The sequence below is a fragment of the Nocardia sp. NPDC056541 genome (assembly GCF_042794235.1).
Classification (GTDB): Bacteria; Actinomycetota; Actinomycetes; order Mycobacteriales; family Mycobacteriaceae; genus Nocardia.
In genome coordinates, this window is record NZ_JBHTUD010000021.1 from 20,809 (window position 1) to 40,801 (window position 19,993).

Consider the following 19,993-nt stretch of genomic DNA (forward strand, 5'->3'; position numbering starts at 1 on the left):
TCGGGTATTCGCCCGGCAATCCACTCGACAACACTGACCGGCGCCACGCTACGACAGCGGGCAACCGAATTCCTCGCGCGCCGGGCCTCTTTGGGAAACGACCAACGGTCCTCGCGTCGTCCCTGACATTTTCCAAACGCATTGCCACCCGGTGACCACGATTCGTAAGGTCATGCGCCATGGCAAGGACTCCCGATCCGATACCGGATCAGCACGGCCGACGATTCGTGATCACCGGAGCCAACGGCGGCCTCGGTGAGGTGGTAACCCGCACGTTGGCAGCCCGTGGCGCCACGGTGATCATGGCGTGCCGTGATACCGAACGGGGTCGCGCCATCGCTGATCGGCTGGCCGGCGATATCTCCGTGGCGGCCCTGGATCTTGCCGATCTGTCCGATGTACGGCGCTTCGCGCAAGAGTGCGGCGAATTCGATGTGCTGATCAACAATGCCGGATTGATGAATGTGCCGTTCGCCCGTACCGCCGACGGATTCGAAACACAATTCGGCGTCAACCATCTCGGTCACTTCGCGTTGACCGGCCTGCTGCTGGATCGGATCCAGGACCGGGTCATCTCGTTGTCGAGCATTTCCCACGGGTGGACCAAGGCACTGCCGCTCGACGATCTGCGCTTCGAACACCGCCGATACAGTCGACACGCGGCCTATCCGGAATCGAAGCTGGCCACCCTGATATTCGGCCGCGAACTACAGCGCAGGCTCCGCGAATCCGGGTCGATGCTGCGTTCCTACGCCGTGCACCCCGGCGTCGCACCGACCGGACTCGTCGCCAAGACGCAGACGCCACTCGACTATGTCGCCGAGCCGTTCATCCGCCTGGTAGGCCAATCACGGACCGCGGCAGCACAATCGATGCTCTACGCCGCCACCGCCCCGGATGCGGATCCCGATATCTATTGGGGCCCGACCAAGCTGTTCAACACCCGGGGACCGGTCAGCGCCTGCCCGTCGAGCGCGCTGTCGCAGGATCGGGCCCTCTGGCAGCAGTTGTGGACGGCATCCGAACGCGCCACCGGTGTTCGCTACCCCGCGTCGGCGGTGATCCGTGAGAATTAGCCTGCGCACCCTGGCTTGCGCCGTCATGGTCGGGCTGGTCACCGCCTCCGGCCCGCCGGCGGCCACCGGGGCACCACCGGTGTATCCGGCTCCCGACCCCGACCCCTTCTACGCCGCGCCCGCCGACATCGCGAGCAAGGAACCCGGGGCCGTACTGGCGGTCCGGGTCCAGGAACCACTGCCCTACTTCCCCACCGCCACAGTCACTTTGGTGAAGTTCCGGTCCAACGACTCCCAGGGCAGGCCGATCGCCGCGACCACCACGATCCTCACCCCGAAAGACCATCGCCCCGGCGCGCCGTTGCTGTCCTACCAGCACATCATCAACGGTCTCGGTACCCAGTGCGCGGTCTCGCGGGCCCTCTACGCCTACGATCCGAATCTGCTCTATCGCGCTGTGCCGCTGCTGAACACGATGCTGCTGCGCGGCTGGAGCATCGCGCTGCCCGACCATCTCGGCCCCAACGCCGCCTACGGCGCGGCCAGACTCGGCGGACAGATCACCCTCGACGGCATCCGCGCCGCGACCAGGGTCGCGGAACTGGGTCTCGCCGACAGCCCGGCAGCCATGCTCGGGTACTCCGGCGGCGGCATGGCGACCGGCTGGGCGGCCGCGCTCGCACCGCAGTACGCGCCCGAACTACGCCTGGTCGGCGCCGCGCAGGGCGGGGTGCCGATGAACATCACCACGATGGCGCGCGCCCTGGGCTTCGCCCCGCATCCCATGTTCGGTCTCGCGATGGCCGCGGCACTCGGCCTCGAACGCGAGTACCCCGACCGCCTCCCGATCAGCGGGCAGCTCAACGACACCGGCTTGGCGGTACGCGATGCCATGGCCAACGGGTGCACGGTCGAACTCATCGCCGCCGGAGCCATGCACAGCGCCTCCGACCTCGCCTCGACCGTCTCACTGATCGACGACCCCCGGGCGTGGGAAGTGGGCGACGCCAACAGCCTGGAACTGTTCGAGCCCGTGCCGACGATCCCGATCTTCGAGTGGCACACCCCCATCGACCCACTCATCCCCGTCGACGCGGTCGATCGCACGAACCAGCGCTACTGCGAGGCCGGGACACCGGTGCACTCGGAGCTCTATCCGAGCCCCGACCACCTGGCCACCGCGGTCATGGGTTTCCCGTCTGCCGTCGCGTGGCTCGACGCCCGCTTCCGCGGCGAGCCCGCGCCGAGCAACTGCTGACCTCCCGAGAGATAAGGATCCACCATGCGCCGGATTTTGACGGCCGCACTCACGGTGCTGTTCTACGGCCTCACCGTCGCCATCTTCGCTCCCGCGGCGACGCCGGAGCCTCGTTACCCCACACCCAACCCCGATCCCTTCTTCACCGCACCGGCCGATATCGGCGACTTCACGCCCGGTGATGTGGTGCGGCAACGGAAGTTCGACCTCGGCCACTACCAGGGCACCGATATCTGGCACGTCGCCTTCCGCTCGACCAACTCCGCGGGTGACCCGATCATGGGCGTCACCACGGTCCTGATCCCCGCCGGTGTCACGAACCCGCCGCTGGTGTCCTACCAGGCGCTGATCAATTCCCTCGGCACCAAATGCAACCCTTCCACCTCGCTGATCAACGACGAGACCCCCGACGCGTTCGGCGCGGCTCTGCCGCTGGGCCGCGGTTGGGCGGTCGCCTTGCCGGACTACCTCGGGCCGAATGTCGCCTACGGCGCCGCCCGGCTCAGCGGCATGGTCACCCTCGACAGTGTGCGAGCGCTCCAGCGCGCGCCCGAACTCGGCCTCGGCCAGTCCCCCATCGCACTCGCCGGGTACTCCGGCGGCGGGCTGGCGACCGCGTGGGCGGCCGCGCTGCAACCGACCTACGCACCGGAATTGACGCTCGCGGGCGTCGCCGCCGGCGGCATCCCGGCCGACCTCGAACAGATGGCCCTCGGGATCGGCTTCGGGCACCATCCCGGTTTCGGCCTCGCCTGGGCGGCGGCGATGGGTCTGGAGCGCGAATACCCCCAGCGTCTGCCCATTTCCGACCAGCTCAACGGCGAGGGCCTGTGGTTCCGTGATTTCACCGCTGACGAATGCCGGCGCTTCCTGCTGTTCCACGGTATAGCCCGCAGCGCCGAACAGCTGGCAGCGACCAAGTCCCTGATGGACAGCCCCGAGGCACGAGCGGTGTTGCGGGAGAACAGTTTGCGCTACGACCCCGAGGTGCCCGAGACGCCGATGTTGATCTGGCAGGGCGTCTTCGACGAACTGACACCCTTCGACGCCGTCGAGGACGTAGCCACCCGCTACTGCGCGGCAGGCGCGCCGGTCACGTTCTCCCGCTATCAGATCGCCGAGCACATGACGACCGCGGTAGCGGGTCTGCCGGAGGCCTGGAACTTCATCGAAGCCAGGTTCCGCGGCGAACCCGCGCCGACCCGCTGCTGATCAGAGCGCGCCGAGCAGGTCTTCGAGGTGAATGGGGACGCGGCGAACGCGCACGCCGGTGGCGTGGTAGATCGCGTTGCCGACCGCGGCCGCCGAGCCGACGATGCCGATCTCGCCGATTCCCTTGCTGCCCATCGGGTTCAGATGCGGATCGTGTTCGTCGATCCAGCTGACGTCGATCTCGCCGATATCGGCGTTGACCGGGATGTGGTACCCGGCGAGATCGTGGTTGACCACGGCGCCGAGGCGCGGATCGAACTCGCTCTCTTCCCACAGCGCCATCGACAGACCCATGGTGACAGCGCCGATGAACTGGGAACGGGCCATCCGTGGATTGATGATGCGGCCCGCGCCGAAAACGCTGACCACGCGCGGAACCCGGATCTCGGCGGTGTCGGTGTGCACGCGGACCTCGACGAAGTGCGCGCCGAACGCATGAGTCGAAAAGTTCTCTCTCCCTGGATATTCGGGCGCCTCGACCGTGATCTCGGCACCGTCGGCGGGTTCCGGCCCGAAGCGGTCACGGAACGCTCGCGCGGCGGCCACCACGGCCGAACCCCACGACGCCATGCCGGCCGAACCGCCCGCGACCGTCCCCTGGGGGAGGTCGGAATCGCCGATGCGCAGATCGATGCGATCCGTGTCGACCCCGAGGGCGTCGGCGGCGATCTGGCCGAGGGAGGTCCAGGTGCCGGTACCGATATCGACGGCGTCGATGGCGACTTCGTAGCGGTCGCCGCTGTGGCGCACGCGGGCGCTGTTGCCCCCGGCGGTGTCGGCCGGGTAGGTCGCCGCGGCGACCCCGGATCCGATCAGCCATCGGCCATCGCGGCGCGACTTCGGTGCCGGGTCACGCTCTGCCCAGCCGAAGCGCTGCGCCCCGGCACCCAGGCATTCGACCAGCCCACGGGTGGAGAACGGGCGCCCTGATTCCGGGTCGACCTGGGGTTCGTTGTGGATGCGCAAGGCGATCGGGTCCATACCGAGGGCGACCGCGAGTTCGTCCATCGCCGTCTCCGCGGCGAACATGCCCGGACAGTGCCCGGGCGCCCGCATCCATGACGAGACGGGAACATTCAGTGCCGCGAAACGATGCGAGGTCGATCGGCTGGCCGCCGAGTACATCACGCGGGTCGCCACGGCGGTCTGCTCGGCGAACTCCTTCACCGTGGAGACCTGCGCGATCGCGTCGTGGGCGATGGCGGTCAAGGTGCCGTCGGGGTGCGCGCCGAGCCGGACCCGCTGGCGGGTCGGCGTCCGATAACCGGCGAGAGAGAACAGCTGTTGCCTGGTCAGCGGCAGTTTCACGGGTCGCCCGTCGCAGAGTTTCGCGGCCATCGCCGCGAGCACGATATTGGCGTGCGGCTCACCTTTGGATCCGAAGCCACCGCCGACGAAGGGCGCGATCACCCGCACCCGCTCGGGCGCCAGGCCGAACAGGGCCGCGATCTCGGCGCGCACCACGTGCGGGCCCTGGGTGGAGTCGAACAGCGTCAAGGTGTCGTCGGTCCAGTGCGCGATGGTGGCATGCGGTTCCATCGGGTTGTTGTGGACCATCGCGGTCGTATAGGTGTGGTCGATGGTGACCGGGGCGATCGCCATGGCGGCGTCGACGTCACCGATCGTGGTGTCGGTGGGAAAGCCACCGCTCACCTCCTGCGGGGTGTAGAGGTCGGCGTCGAGGGTGACGGCGGCGGGCTGCTCGTCATAGGTCACGCGCACCTGGGCGGCGGCTTCGCAGGCGACTTCCAGGCTCGTCGCGATGACGGCGCCGATCACTTGCCCACGGAACGCGACCTCGCCGTTTTGCAGGATGAACAGTTCGTTGTCGTCGTCGACGGCCAGCCGGGGAGCATTGTGGTGGGTCAGCACGGTGACGACGCCGTCCATCCGTGCGGCCACGGAAGTGTCGATCTCGCGGATGCGCCCGCGGACGATCGTCGACTGAATCACGAAGCCGTACAACGGATCCCGCTGCGGATGCTCCATCGCGTAGGGCGCGACACCACGGAGTTTGGCCGGTCCGTCGACACGGGTGGGTGAGCTGCCGATCGCCGGCGAATTCATCGCACCTCGCTCAGCTCGCGCAGGGTCGCGACCAGCACATTGCGCGCCAAAGGGATCTTGAAACCGTTCTGACGCTGTGCGCGCGCGTCGGCGAGTTCGGCATCGGCCGCGGCGGCGAAGTTCTCCTCGGTGGCGGCCCGGCCACGCAGTCGGGCCTCGGCGGCGAATGCCCGCCATGGTTTGGCAGCGACACCGCCGAACGCGATCCGCACATCTCGCACGAGGCCGTCGGCGATGTCGACGGCGGCGGCCACCGACACCAGGGCGAACGCGAACGACGCACGATCGCGGACCTTGCGGTAGGTGGAGGTGCTCGCCCACTCGAGCGCGGGCAGGTCGACGGCGGTGATCAGGTCACCGTGGTCGAGGACCGTGTCCCGGTCGGGTTCGTCGCCGGGCAGCCGGTAGAAGTCGGCCAGTGGGATCTCGCGCTCACCGACGGCGCCGAGCACCCGCACGACCGCACCCAGCCCGGCCATCGCCACCGCCATGTCGGAGGGATGGGTGGCGATGCACTGATCGGACGCGCCGAGGATGGCCTGGTCGCGATCGAACCCGCCGATCGCCGAGCATCCGCTGCCCGGTTCGCGCTTGTTGCACGGCACAGTCGAATCCTGGAAGTAGGGACATCTGGTGCGCTGCAACAGATTTCCGCCGGTGGTGGCGAGATTGCGCAACTGGGCCGACGCGCCCGCCAACAGTGCCGCCGACAGCATCGGGTACCGCGCCCGGATGACCGGATGCGCGGCGAGATCGGCATTGCGCACCGCCGACCCGATGCGGACACCGCCGTCGGGCAGCGGGGTCACCTGATCGAACGGCAGTCCGCTGACATCGACGAGCTTGCCCGGCGCGATGATCCCCAGTTTGAGGTGATCGACGAGATTGGTTCCCGCACCGAGGAATACGGCGTCGGGGTCGGCGAGTACCGCCGCTACCGCTTGCCCCGCATCAGTGGCGCGTTCGTAGGCGAACTCCCTCATCGAGCGACCTCCTGAATCGCCGCGACGATGTTCGGATACGCCCCGCAGCGACACAGATTGCCGCTCATTCGTTCCCGGATCTCGTCGGCGCTCAGCACGATCTCGCCCGCGGGGTCCGCCGTCACGTGACTCGGGGCGCCCGCCCGCACCTCGTCGAGCATGCCGACCGCCGAACAGATCTGGCCCGGCGTGCAGTAGCCGCACTGGAAGCCGTCGTGTTCGAGGAATGCTCGCTGGACCGGATGCAGGTCGTCACCGTCGGCCAGTCCGTCGGCGGTGACGATTGTCGCCCCGTCGTGTGCGACGGCCAGCGCGAGGCACGACGTCGCCCGTCGGCCGTCCAGCAGGACAGTGCACGACCCGCACTGCCCGCGATCGCAGCCCTTCTTCGGGCTGGTGACGCCCAGCTGTTCACGCAGGGCATCCAACAGGGTGGTGCGGGTGTCGATGTCCACCACCCGCGTCCGCCCATCGACAGTCACCTTGATCCGCGCTCGCATCGAACGGCCTCTCGTCGTGGGACACCGACTCCGCACAGACCCTCCGGGCCCGCTACCAGCACGTACGCAACCACTGGGCGTACCTCGGCCACGCTACCAATCCGGCCGTGGGCCATCGTGGACCTCGACCACATCCGCCGTGGTTTCACCGGACATCACGACCGGCGGGATCACCGGGACGTGCGCGCTGTGAGTCAGCGGGCGAAGCGGGCGTTCACCCAGGCGAGGGCGTCGTCGTTGCTCGCGCCGAGGATGGCGCGGTGATCGACGCCGGGGTAGGTGCGGTATTCCACGGGTTGGCCGGTCAGCTGCTGCTGAGCGACCATGGCGTCGGTGCCGGCGGGCAGGACGACGGTGTCGGCCTTGCCCTGCAACACCAGCATCGGAGTGGTCAGCGCCAGCCCGCTGGGGTCGTTGCCGTCGAGAACTCGCACCAGCGCACTGGGATCGGCGTCGGCGGAGAACGTGTCACCCGCGCCGAGCCCGCCCCAGGAATCCCGCTCACGCAGCTGTCCGATGCAGCGGTCATCGGCCTGGCCCACCATCGAATCAGCTTCGGCGGTAAGAAAGGCCGACGGATCGATGTCGGCGACGGTCTGGGCGCCACGGATGAACAACGGAATGAACGACACCGAGCCCGCCGGTGCGTCCACCTTCGCCGCGATGCCGGTTCGCTGGGCGAGGGCGAAAGCCTGCACGACCGGCCCCAGATGCGAGGCGGGTGCCATCGCCACCGCACCGAGCAAGCGCAACTGCGGCGCCCACTGCTGCGAGCGCGCGTTGGCGTAGACGGCGGCCTGACCACCCTGCGAATGTCCCATCGCCACCCAGCGAGTCCCGATCTCGGGCGCGATCACCCGCGCCGCCAGCGCCATGTCCGCGACCGCACGCTGCTCGGCCTCCCCGATCAGATACCCGTGCGGGCCCGGCGTACCCAAACCCTGATAGTCGGTCTGCGCCACCGCGTATCCGGCGGCGATCCATCGTGCCAGGGTCGCGCGCGTCAACGAGGTGTAGTCGTGAGCGGGGAACCCCGTACCGGTGTCCCGCGACGGTGCGCACACATCGGCGGTGCCGGTGGTGCCGTGTGCCCAGGAGATCAGCGGCCAACCGCCGGGCGGCGGCGTTCCCTCGGGAACAGCGACCGTACCGGAGACGGCGACCGGCTGACCGTGCACATCCACCGACCGGTAGAGCACAAGGAAATTGCGCGCCCCAGGCAAGCCCGGCTCCCCGGCAATCGGCTGTGACGAGATCACCGATCCGTGCTCGCCGGCCACCGAATCCGGTGCCGGAGAATAGAATTCGAGACCGGCTGCCGCGGGATCGGCGGAGGCGGCTGGGACCGCCGAAGCGCAGACGGCCAGCACCACCGCGACCGCCCGTGCGCATCGACGCACGACAATCGACGCCGACTCCGTGCCTGATCCCATCACCACTGAATCCTCCTGATTCGTCGCGTCGAACACGTTCCCGGTCGGGCCGCGGCGCAATATACCGCTCCGCCGGGCCGGGCTCCCGTGGCGCACCGATGAGTTCGCGGGGGCGACATCGTCGTAGTGGTAGACAGTGGATCGATCGGGATCCGCGCGCGCCGGGCACCGAAAGGAACGAGCTATGAGGATCGCTACGTCGAAAGATGGCACCGAACTCGCCTACGACGTGTCCGGTGACGGGCCCGCGCTGGTGTACATCACCGGCGCGACGTGTTTCCGGCGGTTTCGGCCGATCGCCGGCGATGTGCGGGTGTTCGCCACGCGCTTCACCGTCTACAACTACGACCGGCGCGGGCGCGGGGACAGCGGGGACCTGCAGCCGTATGCGATCGAGCGGGAAGTCGACGACATCGAGGCGATGGTGGACGCCGCCGGTGGGCGCGCGATTCTCTACGGACATTCCTCGGGTGCCGCGCTGGCGCTCGAAGCGGCGGTACGGATGCCGGACAAGATCGACAGGGTCGTGATCTACGACGCCCCCTATGTGCACGACGAGACCGAACAGGCGTCCTACGCCGAGCTGGCCGCCACGGTGCGGGCGCTGCTCGACCAGGCGAAGAACGCGCGAGCGCTGAAGGCGTTTCTGCGCGGGATCGGGATGCCGGGCGCGTTCGTCGCGCTGCTGCCGCTGTTTCCCGGGTGGACAACGATGAAGGCCCTCGCCCCCACCCTGATGTACGACATCGCGATCACCGAAACACTGCCTCCGGTGCAACGGTTCGAGGAGATCCGGGTTCCCGTGAAAGTCGTTGTCGGGGAGAAGAACCCGACCGGGATGCATCAGGTGTCCCGGGAGCTCGCCGCGGCGATTCCCCAGGCGTCGCATCGGGTGCTCGCCGGGCAGGACCACATGGTCAGCGCCAAGGCGTTGCTGCCGATTCTCACCGACTCCGTTGCGAACGATTGAACCCGGGCCTGGGTTGCCTGCCCAGGTCTACGTCGGCGTCCACGACGCCGGGGGAATCGTTCGGGTGGGCTGCGCGGGCGCGGCGGCCAGAGCCTCGGTTCGGCTCGGGTAGACGGGTAGCCACTCGGTGAGACCGGCCGCGACGATGATCCGGTTGGTGACCGACGGCACGAGATTGACCACACTCATCCGCAGCCGGCTCTGCTGGGCGCGGGTCGCCATGTCGAGGATTGCCCGGCAGGACATGAACGTCACGTCTCTGATGTCGATCACCAGGTGGCCCGACTCGCCCTCCGCCGTGATGGCTGCGTCGAGAACGGCGCGCCATCGAGGCAGGTTGCACGCGTCGATCTCGCCGTGCACATGCAGAACAGTGGCCGTGTGATGGAGGGTGACCTCCGCCCGCAGTGCCGAGTCGGATTCATCGATCCGCGACGGTTGGTCGCCATGGCCGGAATGGGTGTTCACGAGTGCCCGATCCCTCGACACCGGCAGGCATACACACTGCCCCAGCCGGTCCTGGTGGCTCAAAATCGGCTGGTGATCCCATTTCAGCACGCCGAATCGATGGTGTCTGCGGATGTGATGGATCTGATGCGCGCGGCCTCGCGATCAGCGGCAGCCCTCGAGGGTGGCGTCGGCGAGTTCACCGATCACATCGGCGATCTCGCGTCGCCGGTTCATCGCCGCCAACTGACGGCGCGCGCCGTTTCCGCGCTCACCGAGCGCCCTGACCGCATCGGTGACGAAGTCGTGGTCACCACAACGATGCAATGCCGGCGCGATGTCCTCGACCAGCCCGGCCAGCAGGTCCTGGTGGGGAACGACGCGACCCGCGACGAGGTCGAGGCCGTTGCCGTCGAGCCCGGATCGCGCGGCGTTCCAATAGGCGGCGCGCAGGACTTCGCCGGGCACCGTGGGAGCGGGAATGTCCTGCGCGATCGCGTCGAGCGCGGTAGCGACGATTCCGCGGATGAGGGCGGCCAGCAAGGCGGATTCCTCGGCTGTCGCCGGGACATCGCTCACGCGGATCTCGACAGTCGGAAAGGATTCCGACGGGCGGACATCCCAATAGACCATCTTGTTGTCCAGGATGCTGCCGCTGGATCGCATCATCGCGACCATCGATTCGTAGTCACGCAGCGACGCGAAATACGGCGGCGGACCGGCGCTGGGCCACCGGCGCCACAAAATACTGCGCCAGCTCGCGTAGCCGGTCTCGCTGCCGCGGTAGATCGCCGAATTCGCGGTCAAGGCGAGCAGTACCGGCAATCGTGGCCGGACATGATTGCTCACCAGCACCGCGGTTTCGCGGTCGGGCACCGCCACGTGCACGTGGCACCCACACAGCCCCTGCTCGTGGGCGATCATGCCGAAAGAGTGCGCGATCCGCTGATAGCGCGGCGTATCGGTAACCGGGTATCCCTCGGGGACGGTCGGTGGAACCGCGACCGCCAGCAACCGGGTGCCGTGCTCGGCCGCGCATTCGGCCACCCGGCGCCGTGCGGTCCGCAATTCCGCCAGCAAGGCGCCGATCTCGGAGTGCACCGCGCTACTCGTCTCGACCTGACAGCTCGTCAGCTCCAGCTGCAGATCGATCCCGGCCTTCTTCGCCGTCTCGGCGACCAGCGTGTTCTTCGGCGCGGGCGCGCCGGACGCGGGATCGGTCAGCAGGAACTCTTCCTCGACGCCGACCGTCGGTACATGCGCGGACACTTGCTCACCTCCAGCACCTGCGGAGCGGGCCCGGGTCATCGGCCCGGTGAAGGACCGATGACCCCGGCGGCGTGGCCGGTCAGTCGCGGAAAGCGTCCTTGACCTTCTCGCCTGCGTCCTTCAGGTTCGACTTGGCCTGCTCGCCGCGACCCTCGTTCTCGAGATCGCGATCGTCGGTGGCGCGGCCGGTGGCCTCCTTGGCCTTGCCTGCCAGCTCTTCGGCCTTGTTCTTCGCCTTGTCAGCGATACCCATGACATTCCTTTCAGGCTGTTTCTCGGCCACTCGGTGGCCGTGGGCCGTCCTGGGGACCCATCGACGGCCTACCCGGGTCTGTCAGGTGCAAACAGGCTCGGCGTCCAGGGTGAATAATCAACACATGACCGAACTGGACAACGCATCCACCGCAGAGCGCGCGCTTGTCGAACGCGTGGTCGGGGTCGGCGACTCGTTGACGGTCGGCCGATTCCGGTTTCGATTCGCCACCCGGCAATGGGAATGGTCCGATGAGGTCGCGCGGATGCACGGTTACCAGCCCGGCACCGTGCCGACGACCGAAATGCTGCTCTCGCACAAGCATCCCGACGATCGTGATCGGGTCGCGGCCATGATCACCTCGGTCGAGGACAGCGGCGCGTTCTCCAGCCACCACCGCATCATCGATACGCACGGCCGGGTGCGCGATGTGCTGGTCGTGTCGGAGCCGCTCGCCGACGTGGACGGGACGGTGATCGGCACCGAGGGCTATTACATCGACCTGTCCGACACCGCGGCCGAATACCGGCGCGAGGCGCTCGACAGCACCCTGCCGGTGCTGCTGGAGGCGCGCATGGTGATCGAACAGGCCAAAGGCGCGTTGATGCTCGCCTACAGCGTCAGCGCCGACCAGGCGTTCCGGGTACTCCAGTGGCGCTCGCAGGAGACCAACGTGAAGCTACGCGCCATCGCCGAACGCGTGGTCGCCGCGCTGCCGACGGTGGCCGGTGACGAGGTGCGGTTGCGCACCCGGCTCGACCACGTCCTGCTGACCGCGCACGAAGGCGCCCAGGTGGACCGCAACGGTTAGTGGCGACACCCAGCGGGGCCGGGCGGTGGTCCAGAGAACCGACCTCCCTGATTCCCTATGGCCGCGCCGCGAGTTCGAGGCGCGGTGACACCGAGGACGCGGTCCGAGCCGAGCCGAGATCTAGTGCCGCGCTGAGACCTCGAAGGATCGGCGGCGGGGGAACGTCGGGGCCCGGCGGCTCCGGCGGAACGGGCACCGGGTCACCGGGACCGGGCGGAGTCGGCGGGGCGGGCACCGGATCGGGACCGGGCGGGCTCGGCGGCGGGGGCACCGGATCCGGGCCGGGCGGGCTCGGCGGGCGCGGAATCGGATCCGGGCCGGGCGGGCTCGGCGGGCTGGGTGGAGCGGGCACCGGATCGCCCGGGTTCGGCAGGAACGGGTCCGGCGGCGGGCCTGGTGGTGTGGGTTCCGGCGGCGTCGGCACCGGGTTCGACTCGGTGCGCTCGATCGCGAACATCATCGCCTCCTGTCGTCGGTGTTGCGGCGGGCGCACGCCGTTGGGCACCCGCGAAAGGCCGCGACGCAGGTCGAGCGCGCACCGCGATGACGTCGTTGGCATCGTGATGGTGCGCTCGACCTGCCCCGAGGTAACTCCGGTGTCGACACCGTCCTACGAAAGCGTGGCTGAGCCGTTTCTTCGGCGCCCGTTCCACATTCGGCTGATCGCCACACTCGTGGGATGCCCGCGCATTCGCACTCGAAACGACGGACGCGCGCAGTGTCGGTGTGGGTCAGGAGCCGGCTTCGATGCGCGCCCACGCACGATGCTCGGCCAGATCGGTGAGCAGCGCGCTCGTCGCTGCCGCCGCGTCGGCGACGGTGATGCCGGGTGCATCGGGTTCGATGTCGTTGCGCTGCAGCACCGAGGCCGCGGTGCCGACCGCGGCGATCGCCTTGCCGTGCCGCCACATCTCCTCGACCAGCAGGTTCACGCGGGAGTCCGCCGGCGCGGCCAGCAACAGCGCGCCGTCGAATTCGACCGATCGCATCGTGGCGAAAGTCCGCGCCACCGGCACACCGTCGATGACACCGCCGCGCACCGCGACAACCATCGGCCGGACCCTGGCCTCTTCCAGCGCGGTCGAGACCTCCCGTATCGCGTCGCCCGAGGTGGTGTCATCGACCAGCAGCGCCACCGTCCGCCCGTCCACCGGGAAACTGCCGTGTCGCTGCGACAACGCGGGACTCGGCGCGAGGTCGACATGGTCGCTGTTCGGGGCGGGCTTGTCGAGACCGAGTTGACCGGCGACGTAGTCGGCCAGCCCGTCGTCGACATTGACCAGCATCTGCAGAGCGCGCCGCTGAATCGTCTCGGACTGGCATTTCCCGAGTTCGAAGGAGAACGCATCGGCGAGATGCTGCTGTTCGCCGGTGGTCAGGCTGCGATAGAACATGCGCGGCTGCGAGTAATGGTCGGCGAACGACACCGATCCCGCACTGTTGGCGGAGGTCCGCAGTTTCGCGGTCGGCGGCGGAATGGGTGTCGGCGATTCGACGAAGGCTTCGCCGGCGAAACTCGCCGCGTAGGGGCACCCGCCGCCGAGCGAATTGGGTTTGTAGGCAGCGACTCCGGGGTGGACGGCACCCTGGTGTATCCCGTCCCGAAAGAGGTCGTTGACGTCGGCGTGCGGCGTATTGATCGGCAACTGGGTGAAATTCGGGCCGCCGAGCCGACTGATCTGGGTGTCGAGATAGGAGAACAGCCTGCCCTGCAGCAGTGGGTCGTCGGTGACCTCGATGCCCGGAACCAGATGTGTGGGGCAGAAGGCCACCTGTTCGGTTTCGGCGAAGAAATTCTCCGGATTCGCGGTGAGCCGCAAGGTGCCGATGGTCCGCACCGGCGCGAGTTCCTCGGGGACGATCTTGGTCGGGTCGAGCAGATCGATGCCCTCGAAGAGGTGATCGGGAGTGTCGGGAAATACCTGCACACCGAAATCCCATTCCGGTGCGTAGCCCGCCGCGATCGTGTCGGCCAGATCCCGGCGATGGAAGTCCGGGTCGAAACCGGCCGTGAGCTGTGTTTCCTCCCACAGCATCGAATGCACGCCAAGGCGCGGCTTCCAGTGGAATTTCACCAGACTCGTCGTGCCGTCCTCGGCAACGAGGCGATAGGTGTGGACGCCGAATCCCTCCATCATCCGCAACGACCGTGGCAGCGCCCGGTCCGACATGTTCCAGAAGGTATGGGCGGTCGCCTCGGTGTGCAGCGTGACGAAATCCCAGAAAGTGTCGTGGGCGGATTGCGCTTGCGGGATCTCCCGATCCGGCTCGGGCTTGCCTGCGTGGATCACATCGGGGAATTTGATCGCTTCCTGGATGAAGAACACCGGAATGTTGTTACCGACCAGGTCGTAGACCCCTTCGCCGGTATAGAACTTCACCGCGAAACCGCGGGTGTCGCGCACCGTGTCGGCCGACCCGCGTGAGCCGAGCACCGTCGAGAACCGTACGAAGACCGGCGTGCGCGCGTCGGCGGCCAGGAATTTCGCGCGGGTCAGCGACGCGGCGGCGCCGTTGGCGACGAACACACCGTGAGCGGCGGTGCCCCGAGCGTGCACGACCCGCTCGGGGATGCGTTCGTGATCGAAGTGGGTGATCTTCTCGCGCAGGTGGAAGTCCTGCAGCAGCGTCGGGCCGCGCGGTCCCGCCTTGAGCGCGTGATCGGTGTCGGCCACCCCCGCGCCCTGCGGGGTGGTCAGCCGAGGCCCCTGCTGGGCGCGCACGCTCGCGTCACCGGGAATCGGCGCACCCGTGGGGCTGCGCAGCGCGGGCCCCTGCTGGTCGGCTGCCGGACCCGCCTGCTCACACGGTGTCGCGGCGTCCTCGTCGGGCGGAGTCGGCGGATGGGTGAATTCGGACGGAATATCGCGGTCGGTCATGGTATTTCGTCGTCCCTTCGTCGCGCGCGGGGAATTCGGAGAACGGCCTGCCACTTCTTCGACGGACTACCGCGTTATCGGCGGGGCAAACAGCGGTTCGGACTCGGCTCGTGGGGTAAGCGGCGCCTATGGAGATAATTGCGATCGTGGCTTTGGTTGCCCTCGTCGCGGTGGTGCTGGTGATGCGCAAGACCCGGGGCAGGCGACCGGGAGAACCGGAGTCGACGGGCAACGACCCGAAATGAGCTCGAGGCGTGACCCGGCGGTTACGGGGTAACCTCCGACAAACGGTAGTGGATGAGGGAGGTGGCGTGCGGGCTCGAGATCGCGACACCGCTCCCCGCTCGAGAACTGTCGGGTTCCAGGTGCCCGCCGAACTGGACCAGCTGAGCATGGTGCACGCCCTCGCCGAGACAGTGCTGCTCGTCGGTGGTTTCGCGCTCGACGAGGTCACCGACCTGCTGCTGGCCCTCGACGAGGTCGCCACCGCGTTGATGCTGATCGCGACGCCGGACTCCCTGCTCGACTGCGCGTTCACCGGCGGGGACGGAGCGCTCGGCGCCCGGGTGAGCGCAGTGGCACGAGAGCCCGCCGCCCTCGATGAGCAGTCCTTCGGCTGGCATGTCGTCGCGACGCTGACCGACGCGCTGCGCACCGACTACGCCGGGTTCGACGCGGCCCGCGGCGGCTACCCCACCACGGTCGAATTCGGCTGGATCCGGCGATTGCACGGACCTGCCAAGTCGTGACCATTGCGCGCTAGCCTCGTGGGTAGGGCATAGCCCCGGGTCCCGGTGGGTACCCCATGAACACATCTGCAACCGCCTGGAAGTGAGGCAAGTAGCGATGACATGGGAATCAACGACAGTTTCGGCCGACCGTTCGACCGCCCGGCGATCGCATTCGCACGGCGACAGCTACGACAACATCGAACCGTGGTTCGAGAAGCTGCGGGCGTTCGAGCCCGGCGACGAACACCACGACACCGTGCGCGCGCAGGTCATCGAACTGTGCTTGCCGCTCGCCGATCACATCGCGCGCAAGTTCAACGGCCGCGGCGAGCAGTTCGACGACCTCGAGCAGACCGCCAGGGTGGGCCTGGTGCTCGCCGTAGATCGCTATGACGTCACCCGCGGCTCCTCATTTCTGTCCTTCGCGATCCCGACGATCATGGGTGAGGTGCGCAGGCACTTCCGTGATCGCACGTGGGCGGTCCGGGTGCCGCGCCGGCTCAAGGAGATCCAGCTCAGGATCGGGCCCGCCACCGAGGAACTCTCGCAGCGGCTCGGCCGGTTCCCCACCGCGCACGAACTCGCCGACGAACTCGATGTCGACCTGGTCGAGGTGACCCGCACGCTGGTCGCGGGCAACGGCTATCAGACCAACTCCATCGACGGCGTCACCCACGACGGCCGAGACAACTCCACCCAGCCGATCACCGACACGCTCGGCAGCGACGAGCCCTGCTACCAACTCACCGAGGATGCGATGGCGGTACGCCCGCTGATCGCCGCGCTGCCCGCCGAGGAACGGCAGGTGCTGATCATGCGTTTCTACGAGTCCCAGACGCAGGGCCAGATCGCCGAGCACCTGGGTGTCTCGCAGATGCAGGTCTCGCGGATCCTGTCGCGGACCTTGACCTTTCTGCGTGAGCAAGCGCTCGCCGAGCCGACGTCGACCCAGTGACAGCGGCGGCGACACGTGCCAGAATTGTTCCAGGTTGAGACCTCCAGCCGACCCCGGTCCTCGTCTACCGCTCCCCCGAGCCGGTAGACGCCTGTCGGCAGCGACGACCGGTCATTCCTGTCGCACAGGAGGTTTCATGTCTGTCGTCACGGATCGTCGGCATTCGAGTCGGCTGCGCTGGTACCGCGGCTGCTCCGCGGATACCGCGGCCGAGCCGGCCTTGCGCGACCCGGGACGACCTGGCTGCTGGGTACTGCAGGGCGGCATCGAGCTCGACGCGGCGCGCATGCCGCGATTCCGTTCGCTCCTCGATCGCTCCGTGCGTTCGGGCGCACGCGTCGTCGTCATCGACCTGCGCGACACCGAATTCCTGAGTATCCGCGTCGCGGCGATGCTGCGCGACGCCAAGGTCGAGGCGTGGACGCACCGGGTCGACATTCGCCTGCTCACCGGCACCCGTGAGGTGGAGCGAGCGCTGGATCTGGTCGGTGTGCGGCCGCTGTTCCGGTGTTACCTGTCGATCGACGAAGCCTCCCGATCGGAACCAGGTCACTGACAGGCCGTTTCGATCACCCTGATCCTGGGTATGCGCTCGATGAAGCCACTCCGGCGCACGCTCGGGAGGAGGACATCGTGGATTCGAGCGACCGGATCATCACCGACTCGACCCGTGCGACATCGACCCGCGTCCAGATCGACGCCGATCTGAGCCAGGTTGTCATGCTCCGGGCGGTCGCCGAAACTGTCGCCTTGATCGCCGGTTTCACGGTCGACGAGGTAGCCGATATCCGCGTCGCGCTCGACGAGGCGGCCACGTGCCTGATCCTGGACGCGGTACCCGAGTCCGAGATCCACTGCGAGGTCACCGCCGACGGATTCCGGATCCGGGTCGCGGTTGCCGCGGTCTGCGACAGCGACCACCCGGTCGACACGACCGGATTCGGCTGGCACGTGATGCACTCGATCACCGACCATCTCACCGCAGACCACGAGGCCTACGACCGGGAACAGGGCGGTTACCCCGTCGGGATCACCTTCACGCAGGTGCGGCGGGTGCACTGAGTGCCTCGCGCAACGAGCTGCGATCCGCGTTCCAGCACGTCAGGACGTGATCGGCGAAGCGATCCTCGAGCAGGTTCGTCGCCTGGATGCCGAACACGACCGAGGCAGCTCGGCCGGGTTCGGTGGCCAGCAATCCGGCGATGACATCGCGCCGCATCACCTGTTCGTGCACGGCGTCGGCTTCGACGTGTTCGGTGTAGAAGTGCGCGCACGCGGGATGCGGGAGCAGCGTGCGGGCGAGCTCGGCCAACCGGCGCGACGCAGGCGGCGAGGTGATCTCGGCGGTCGCGAAATGGCCGATCAGCGCGCCGCGCAGGCCACGGTGCAGGCCGAACAACGTCATCATGTCCACCAGCGCCAGCATCGGCGCGGGCACGGTGTCGAGGTAGTGCAGGTAGCCCGGCTCGAGGTCGGCGCCGGACAGGAGATCGGCGAAGAGTCGCGCGTGCACGCGTTCGCCGCGGCCGGCGCCGAACTCGTCGAACTCGACCGCCACCAGCGACGCTTTCACCTGTCCGCGCAGGCGCGGGATCACCCAGGCGTACGGGTCGGCTTCGATGTGGTGATAGATCGACCGGTGGACGAAGTATTCGCGCAACCGATCGGCCGTCCCCCGCTCGGCGAGGAATCCCGCGATGCCGTCGGTGTCACGGGTCGGTTCGAGGAGACGGTCGAGTTCTGCCTCGACGTCCTCGCCGCCGGGGACATCGGCATGCAGGGCTGTGAGCAGCTGGTTCTCCAGGTCGCGGCGCAGTCGCAGCAGGTCGGGATCCCACTCCCAGTTCTCGTCGACACCGGCGAATCCCTGATAGTGCAGTTCGTAACAGGTGTGCAGGGTCAGCAGGAGATCCTCGCCGTAGGGGTCGAGTCCGCCGACCTCGGGAACCGCCGAACCCGGTGTCCGCGTGAGCAATTCGGTGACCGCGGCAGACAACTCGCCACGCGGGCGCGGCAGTGATCGCAGAGCCGTCATTCGGTACTCCTCGGATGACGCCGGCGCCGGTGGCTCGTATCGCACAGCGGGTAGGTGCTCGACCGGCGACACAGACACAGCGCCACCACGAAACGGTCGCAGTGCAGGACCGTCCCGTCGGGGGTGACCACGTCGACGGGACCGTCGATGAGCGCGGGCCCGCCGTCGGTGAGCACGACCCGCCGCGCCTCAGGCGAGGTCGGCGACGGGAGACGATGTTCGGTCGACACGGATCACCACCAGTTCCTCCTCGCGCTGGCCGGGCCGGATGAAGCCGTTGGCGGCCAACCATCCGGCGCGAGACCGCATGACCGGTCCGAACGGCACCGTTCCGGTCGCCGCGACCTGGGCGTTCGCGCCGATTCCACGCAGTTGGCACAGGCTGCGCTCGGGGTCGCTGATCGCCGAATGCACGATCAACCCGACGCCACGCTCGGTGAGCAGGTCCGGCAGCATCGCGCACAACCGGTCGAGCACACTTCGGCCGTCGGCGCCCGCGTCCCAGGCCAGCGCCGCACCGCGACCGGTCGCCCGGCCCGCGGGAACATAGGGCGGATTCGCGACCACCACGTCGAAGCGCGGCAGCCGCAGCGCGGATCCGAAATCGCCGTGCAGCAACTCCACCGCGATGCCGCGCAACCGGCAGTTCATCCATGTCGACATCAGCGCCGACCAGGACAGGTCGACGGCGGTCAGACTGCTCGCGCCCGCCGCGGCGGCGGCCATGGTGAGCGCGCCGGTCCCCGAGCAGACGTCGAGCACCCGCCCGCCGGACAGCGACGGCACTTCACGCATCGCACGACTGAGCAGCCAGGTATCGGCCTGCGGCCGGTAGACCCGCGGCGCCCGCAGGACGACCATCTCAGTGTCCCCGTGGCTCGCCCAAGGCGAGACCCTCCTGCGCCTTCACCCGTCGGTGCTCGGCGACCACGAGCCCGATCCCCACCACCAGACACACCGCGCACGCCACACCCGCGAGCACAGCCCAGCCGCCGAAGCCGTACCCGGCCGCGGTGAGCGTGAGACCGAGCAGCACCAGCCCGACAGCGGCAAGAATCAATCCGGGCCAATTCCTGGTGTCCCTGATCGACTCGCCGGCATGGGTTCGAGTGGTCCGAGCGTCATCGGGAAACTGTTTCTCTGACTGATTCATCGCGCAGCTCCTTTTCGAGGA

22 protein-coding genes are annotated in these 19,993 nt (G+C 68.1%); 9 read left to right on the top strand and 13 right to left on the bottom strand.

Annotated features, from left to right (window positions below; translation table 11 throughout):
- Positions 1 to 179 precede the first annotated feature (179 nt).
- The 3 genes from ACFQ9R_RS29125 to ACFQ9R_RS29135 are packed head-to-tail and all read left to right on the top strand — an operon-like array spanning position 180 to position 3,486.
- Positions 180 to 1,076: an oxidoreductase gene (locus ACFQ9R_RS29125; RefSeq protein ID WP_378995027.1), complete on the top strand. Its 897-nt coding sequence runs from the start codon at positions 180 to 182 to the stop codon at positions 1,074 to 1,076.
- Positions 1,077 to 1,101: 25 nt separating this feature from the next.
- Positions 1,102 to 2,274, top strand: coding sequence for a lipase family protein (locus tag ACFQ9R_RS29130; RefSeq protein ID WP_378995179.1), 1,173 nt, complete (start codon positions 1,102 to 1,104; stop codon positions 2,272 to 2,274).
- A gap of 24 nt (positions 2,275 to 2,298) precedes the next feature.
- Positions 2,299 to 3,486: a lipase family protein gene (locus tag ACFQ9R_RS29135; protein WP_378995028.1), complete on the top strand. Its 1,188-nt coding sequence runs from the start codon at positions 2,299 to 2,301 to the stop codon at positions 3,484 to 3,486.
- Here ACFQ9R_RS29135 and ACFQ9R_RS29140 read toward each other — a convergent pair whose 3' ends face one another.
- The 4 genes from ACFQ9R_RS29140 to ACFQ9R_RS29155 form a co-directional block, all read right to left on the bottom strand.
- Positions 3,487 to 5,553 carry a xanthine dehydrogenase family protein molybdopterin-binding subunit gene (locus tag ACFQ9R_RS29140; RefSeq protein ID WP_378995030.1) on the bottom strand — a complete coding sequence of 689 codons (2,067 nt, stop codon included), beginning with the start codon at positions 5,551 to 5,553 and terminating at the stop codon, positions 3,487 to 3,489. It abuts the gene before it with no gap.
- A complete protein-coding gene (locus tag ACFQ9R_RS29145) occupies positions 5,550 to 6,536 on the bottom strand; it encodes an FAD binding domain-containing protein (RefSeq protein ID WP_378995031.1) in 987 nt (328 codons plus the stop codon). The genes ACFQ9R_RS29140 and ACFQ9R_RS29145 overlap by 4 nt, the downstream gene beginning before the upstream one ends.
- Positions 6,533 to 7,036 (bottom strand): 2Fe-2S iron-sulfur cluster-binding protein, encoded by a 504-nt coding sequence (locus ACFQ9R_RS29150; RefSeq protein WP_378995033.1) that lies wholly within the window; start codon positions 7,034 to 7,036, stop codon positions 6,533 to 6,535. The genes ACFQ9R_RS29145 and ACFQ9R_RS29150 overlap by 4 nt, the downstream gene beginning before the upstream one ends.
- 194 nt (positions 7,037 to 7,230) lie before the next feature.
- Positions 7,231 to 8,469: an alpha/beta hydrolase family protein gene (locus tag ACFQ9R_RS29155; protein WP_378995035.1), complete on the bottom strand. Its 1,239-nt coding sequence runs from the start codon at positions 8,467 to 8,469 to the stop codon at positions 7,231 to 7,233.
- A gap of 184 nt (positions 8,470 to 8,653) precedes the next feature.
- Here ACFQ9R_RS29155 and ACFQ9R_RS29160 point away from each other — a divergent pair, with 184 nt between their 5' ends.
- On the top strand, positions 8,654 to 9,439 hold the full coding sequence (locus ACFQ9R_RS29160) for an alpha/beta fold hydrolase (RefSeq protein ID WP_378995037.1): 786 nt from the start codon (positions 8,654 to 8,656) through the stop codon (positions 9,437 to 9,439).
- A gap of 27 nt (positions 9,440 to 9,466) precedes the next feature.
- On the opposite strand, the gene ACFQ9R_RS29165 is transcribed toward ACFQ9R_RS29160, so the two are convergent.
- From ACFQ9R_RS29165 to ACFQ9R_RS29175, 3 genes are all read right to left on the bottom strand, one after another.
- Complete coding sequence (locus ACFQ9R_RS29165) at positions 9,467 to 9,907, bottom strand: anti-sigma factor antagonist (protein WP_378995038.1); 441 nt, start codon at positions 9,905 to 9,907, stop codon at positions 9,467 to 9,469.
- A 144-nt stretch (positions 9,908 to 10,051) separates the two neighbouring features.
- Positions 10,052 to 11,155, bottom strand: a complete 1,104-nt coding sequence (locus ACFQ9R_RS29170) for a glutamate--cysteine ligase (protein ID WP_378995040.1) — start codon at positions 11,153 to 11,155, stop codon at positions 10,052 to 10,054.
- Positions 11,156 to 11,234: 79 nt separating this feature from the next.
- A complete protein-coding gene (locus ACFQ9R_RS29175) occupies positions 11,235 to 11,408 on the bottom strand; it encodes a CsbD family protein (RefSeq protein ID WP_378995042.1) in 174 nt (57 codons plus the stop codon).
- A 124-nt stretch (positions 11,409 to 11,532) separates the two neighbouring features.
- Here ACFQ9R_RS29175 and ACFQ9R_RS29180 point away from each other — a divergent pair, with 124 nt between their 5' ends.
- Positions 11,533 to 12,219, top strand: coding sequence for a PAS and ANTAR domain-containing protein (locus tag ACFQ9R_RS29180; RefSeq protein ID WP_378995044.1), 687 nt, complete (start codon positions 11,533 to 11,535; stop codon positions 12,217 to 12,219).
- Between the two features lie 55 nt (positions 12,220 to 12,274).
- Here the strand turns inward: ACFQ9R_RS29180 and ACFQ9R_RS29185 are convergent, their stop codons facing one another.
- Both ACFQ9R_RS29185 and ACFQ9R_RS29190 read right to left on the bottom strand, forming a co-directional pair.
- Positions 12,275 to 12,778, bottom strand: a complete 504-nt coding sequence (locus ACFQ9R_RS29185) for a hypothetical protein (protein WP_378995046.1) — start codon at positions 12,776 to 12,778, stop codon at positions 12,275 to 12,277.
- A gap of 172 nt (positions 12,779 to 12,950) precedes the next feature.
- Positions 12,951 to 15,098, bottom strand: coding sequence for a catalase (locus ACFQ9R_RS29190; RefSeq protein WP_378995047.1), 2,148 nt, complete (start codon positions 15,096 to 15,098; stop codon positions 12,951 to 12,953).
- A 311-nt stretch (positions 15,099 to 15,409) separates the two neighbouring features.
- Between ACFQ9R_RS29190 and ACFQ9R_RS29195 the strand changes: the two genes are divergently transcribed.
- The 4 genes from ACFQ9R_RS29195 to ACFQ9R_RS29210 all read left to right on the top strand — a co-directional run bounded on the left by ACFQ9R_RS29195 (position 15,410) and on the right by ACFQ9R_RS29210 (position 17,846).
- A complete protein-coding gene (locus ACFQ9R_RS29195) occupies positions 15,410 to 15,847 on the top strand; it encodes an anti-sigma factor (protein ID WP_378995049.1) in 438 nt (145 codons plus the stop codon).
- 97 nt (positions 15,848 to 15,944) lie between these two features.
- The gene (locus tag ACFQ9R_RS29200; RefSeq protein WP_378995051.1) at positions 15,945 to 16,784 is read left to right on the top strand and encodes an RNA polymerase sigma factor SigF; all 840 of its coding nucleotides are present in this window, start codon (positions 15,945 to 15,947) and stop codon (positions 16,782 to 16,784) included.
- A gap of 136 nt (positions 16,785 to 16,920) precedes the next feature.
- A complete protein-coding gene (locus ACFQ9R_RS29205; protein WP_378995053.1) occupies positions 16,921 to 17,340 on the top strand; it encodes an STAS domain-containing protein in 420 nt (139 codons plus the stop codon).
- 77 nt (positions 17,341 to 17,417) lie between these two features.
- Positions 17,418 to 17,846 carry an ATP-binding protein gene (locus ACFQ9R_RS29210; protein WP_378995056.1) on the top strand — a complete coding sequence of 143 codons (429 nt, stop codon included), beginning with the start codon at positions 17,418 to 17,420 and terminating at the stop codon, positions 17,844 to 17,846.
- Here the strand turns inward: ACFQ9R_RS29210 and ACFQ9R_RS29215 are convergent.
- Genes ACFQ9R_RS29215 through ACFQ9R_RS29230 form a run of 4 tightly spaced genes read right to left on the bottom strand, consistent with a single transcriptional unit; the run spans position 17,821 to position 19,972 of the window.
- A complete protein-coding gene (locus tag ACFQ9R_RS29215; protein ID WP_378995060.1) occupies positions 17,821 to 18,819 on the bottom strand; it encodes an iron-containing redox enzyme family protein in 999 nt (332 codons plus the stop codon). The two genes, ACFQ9R_RS29210 and ACFQ9R_RS29215, sit on opposite strands and share 26 nt — an antisense overlap.
- Positions 18,816 to 18,995 (bottom strand): CDGSH iron-sulfur domain-containing protein, encoded by a 180-nt coding sequence (locus ACFQ9R_RS29220; RefSeq protein WP_378995063.1) that lies wholly within the window; start codon positions 18,993 to 18,995, stop codon positions 18,816 to 18,818. The genes ACFQ9R_RS29215 and ACFQ9R_RS29220 overlap by 4 nt, the downstream gene beginning before the upstream one ends.
- Before the next feature lie 13 nt (positions 18,996 to 19,008).
- Positions 19,009 to 19,680: a HemK2/MTQ2 family protein methyltransferase gene (locus ACFQ9R_RS29225; RefSeq protein WP_378995065.1), complete on the bottom strand. Its 672-nt coding sequence runs from the start codon at positions 19,678 to 19,680 to the stop codon at positions 19,009 to 19,011.
- Position 19,681: 1 nt separating this feature from the next.
- A complete protein-coding gene (locus ACFQ9R_RS29230) occupies positions 19,682 to 19,972 on the bottom strand; it encodes a hypothetical protein (protein WP_378995068.1) in 291 nt (96 codons plus the stop codon).
- Positions 19,973 to 19,993: the final 21 nt, after the last annotated feature.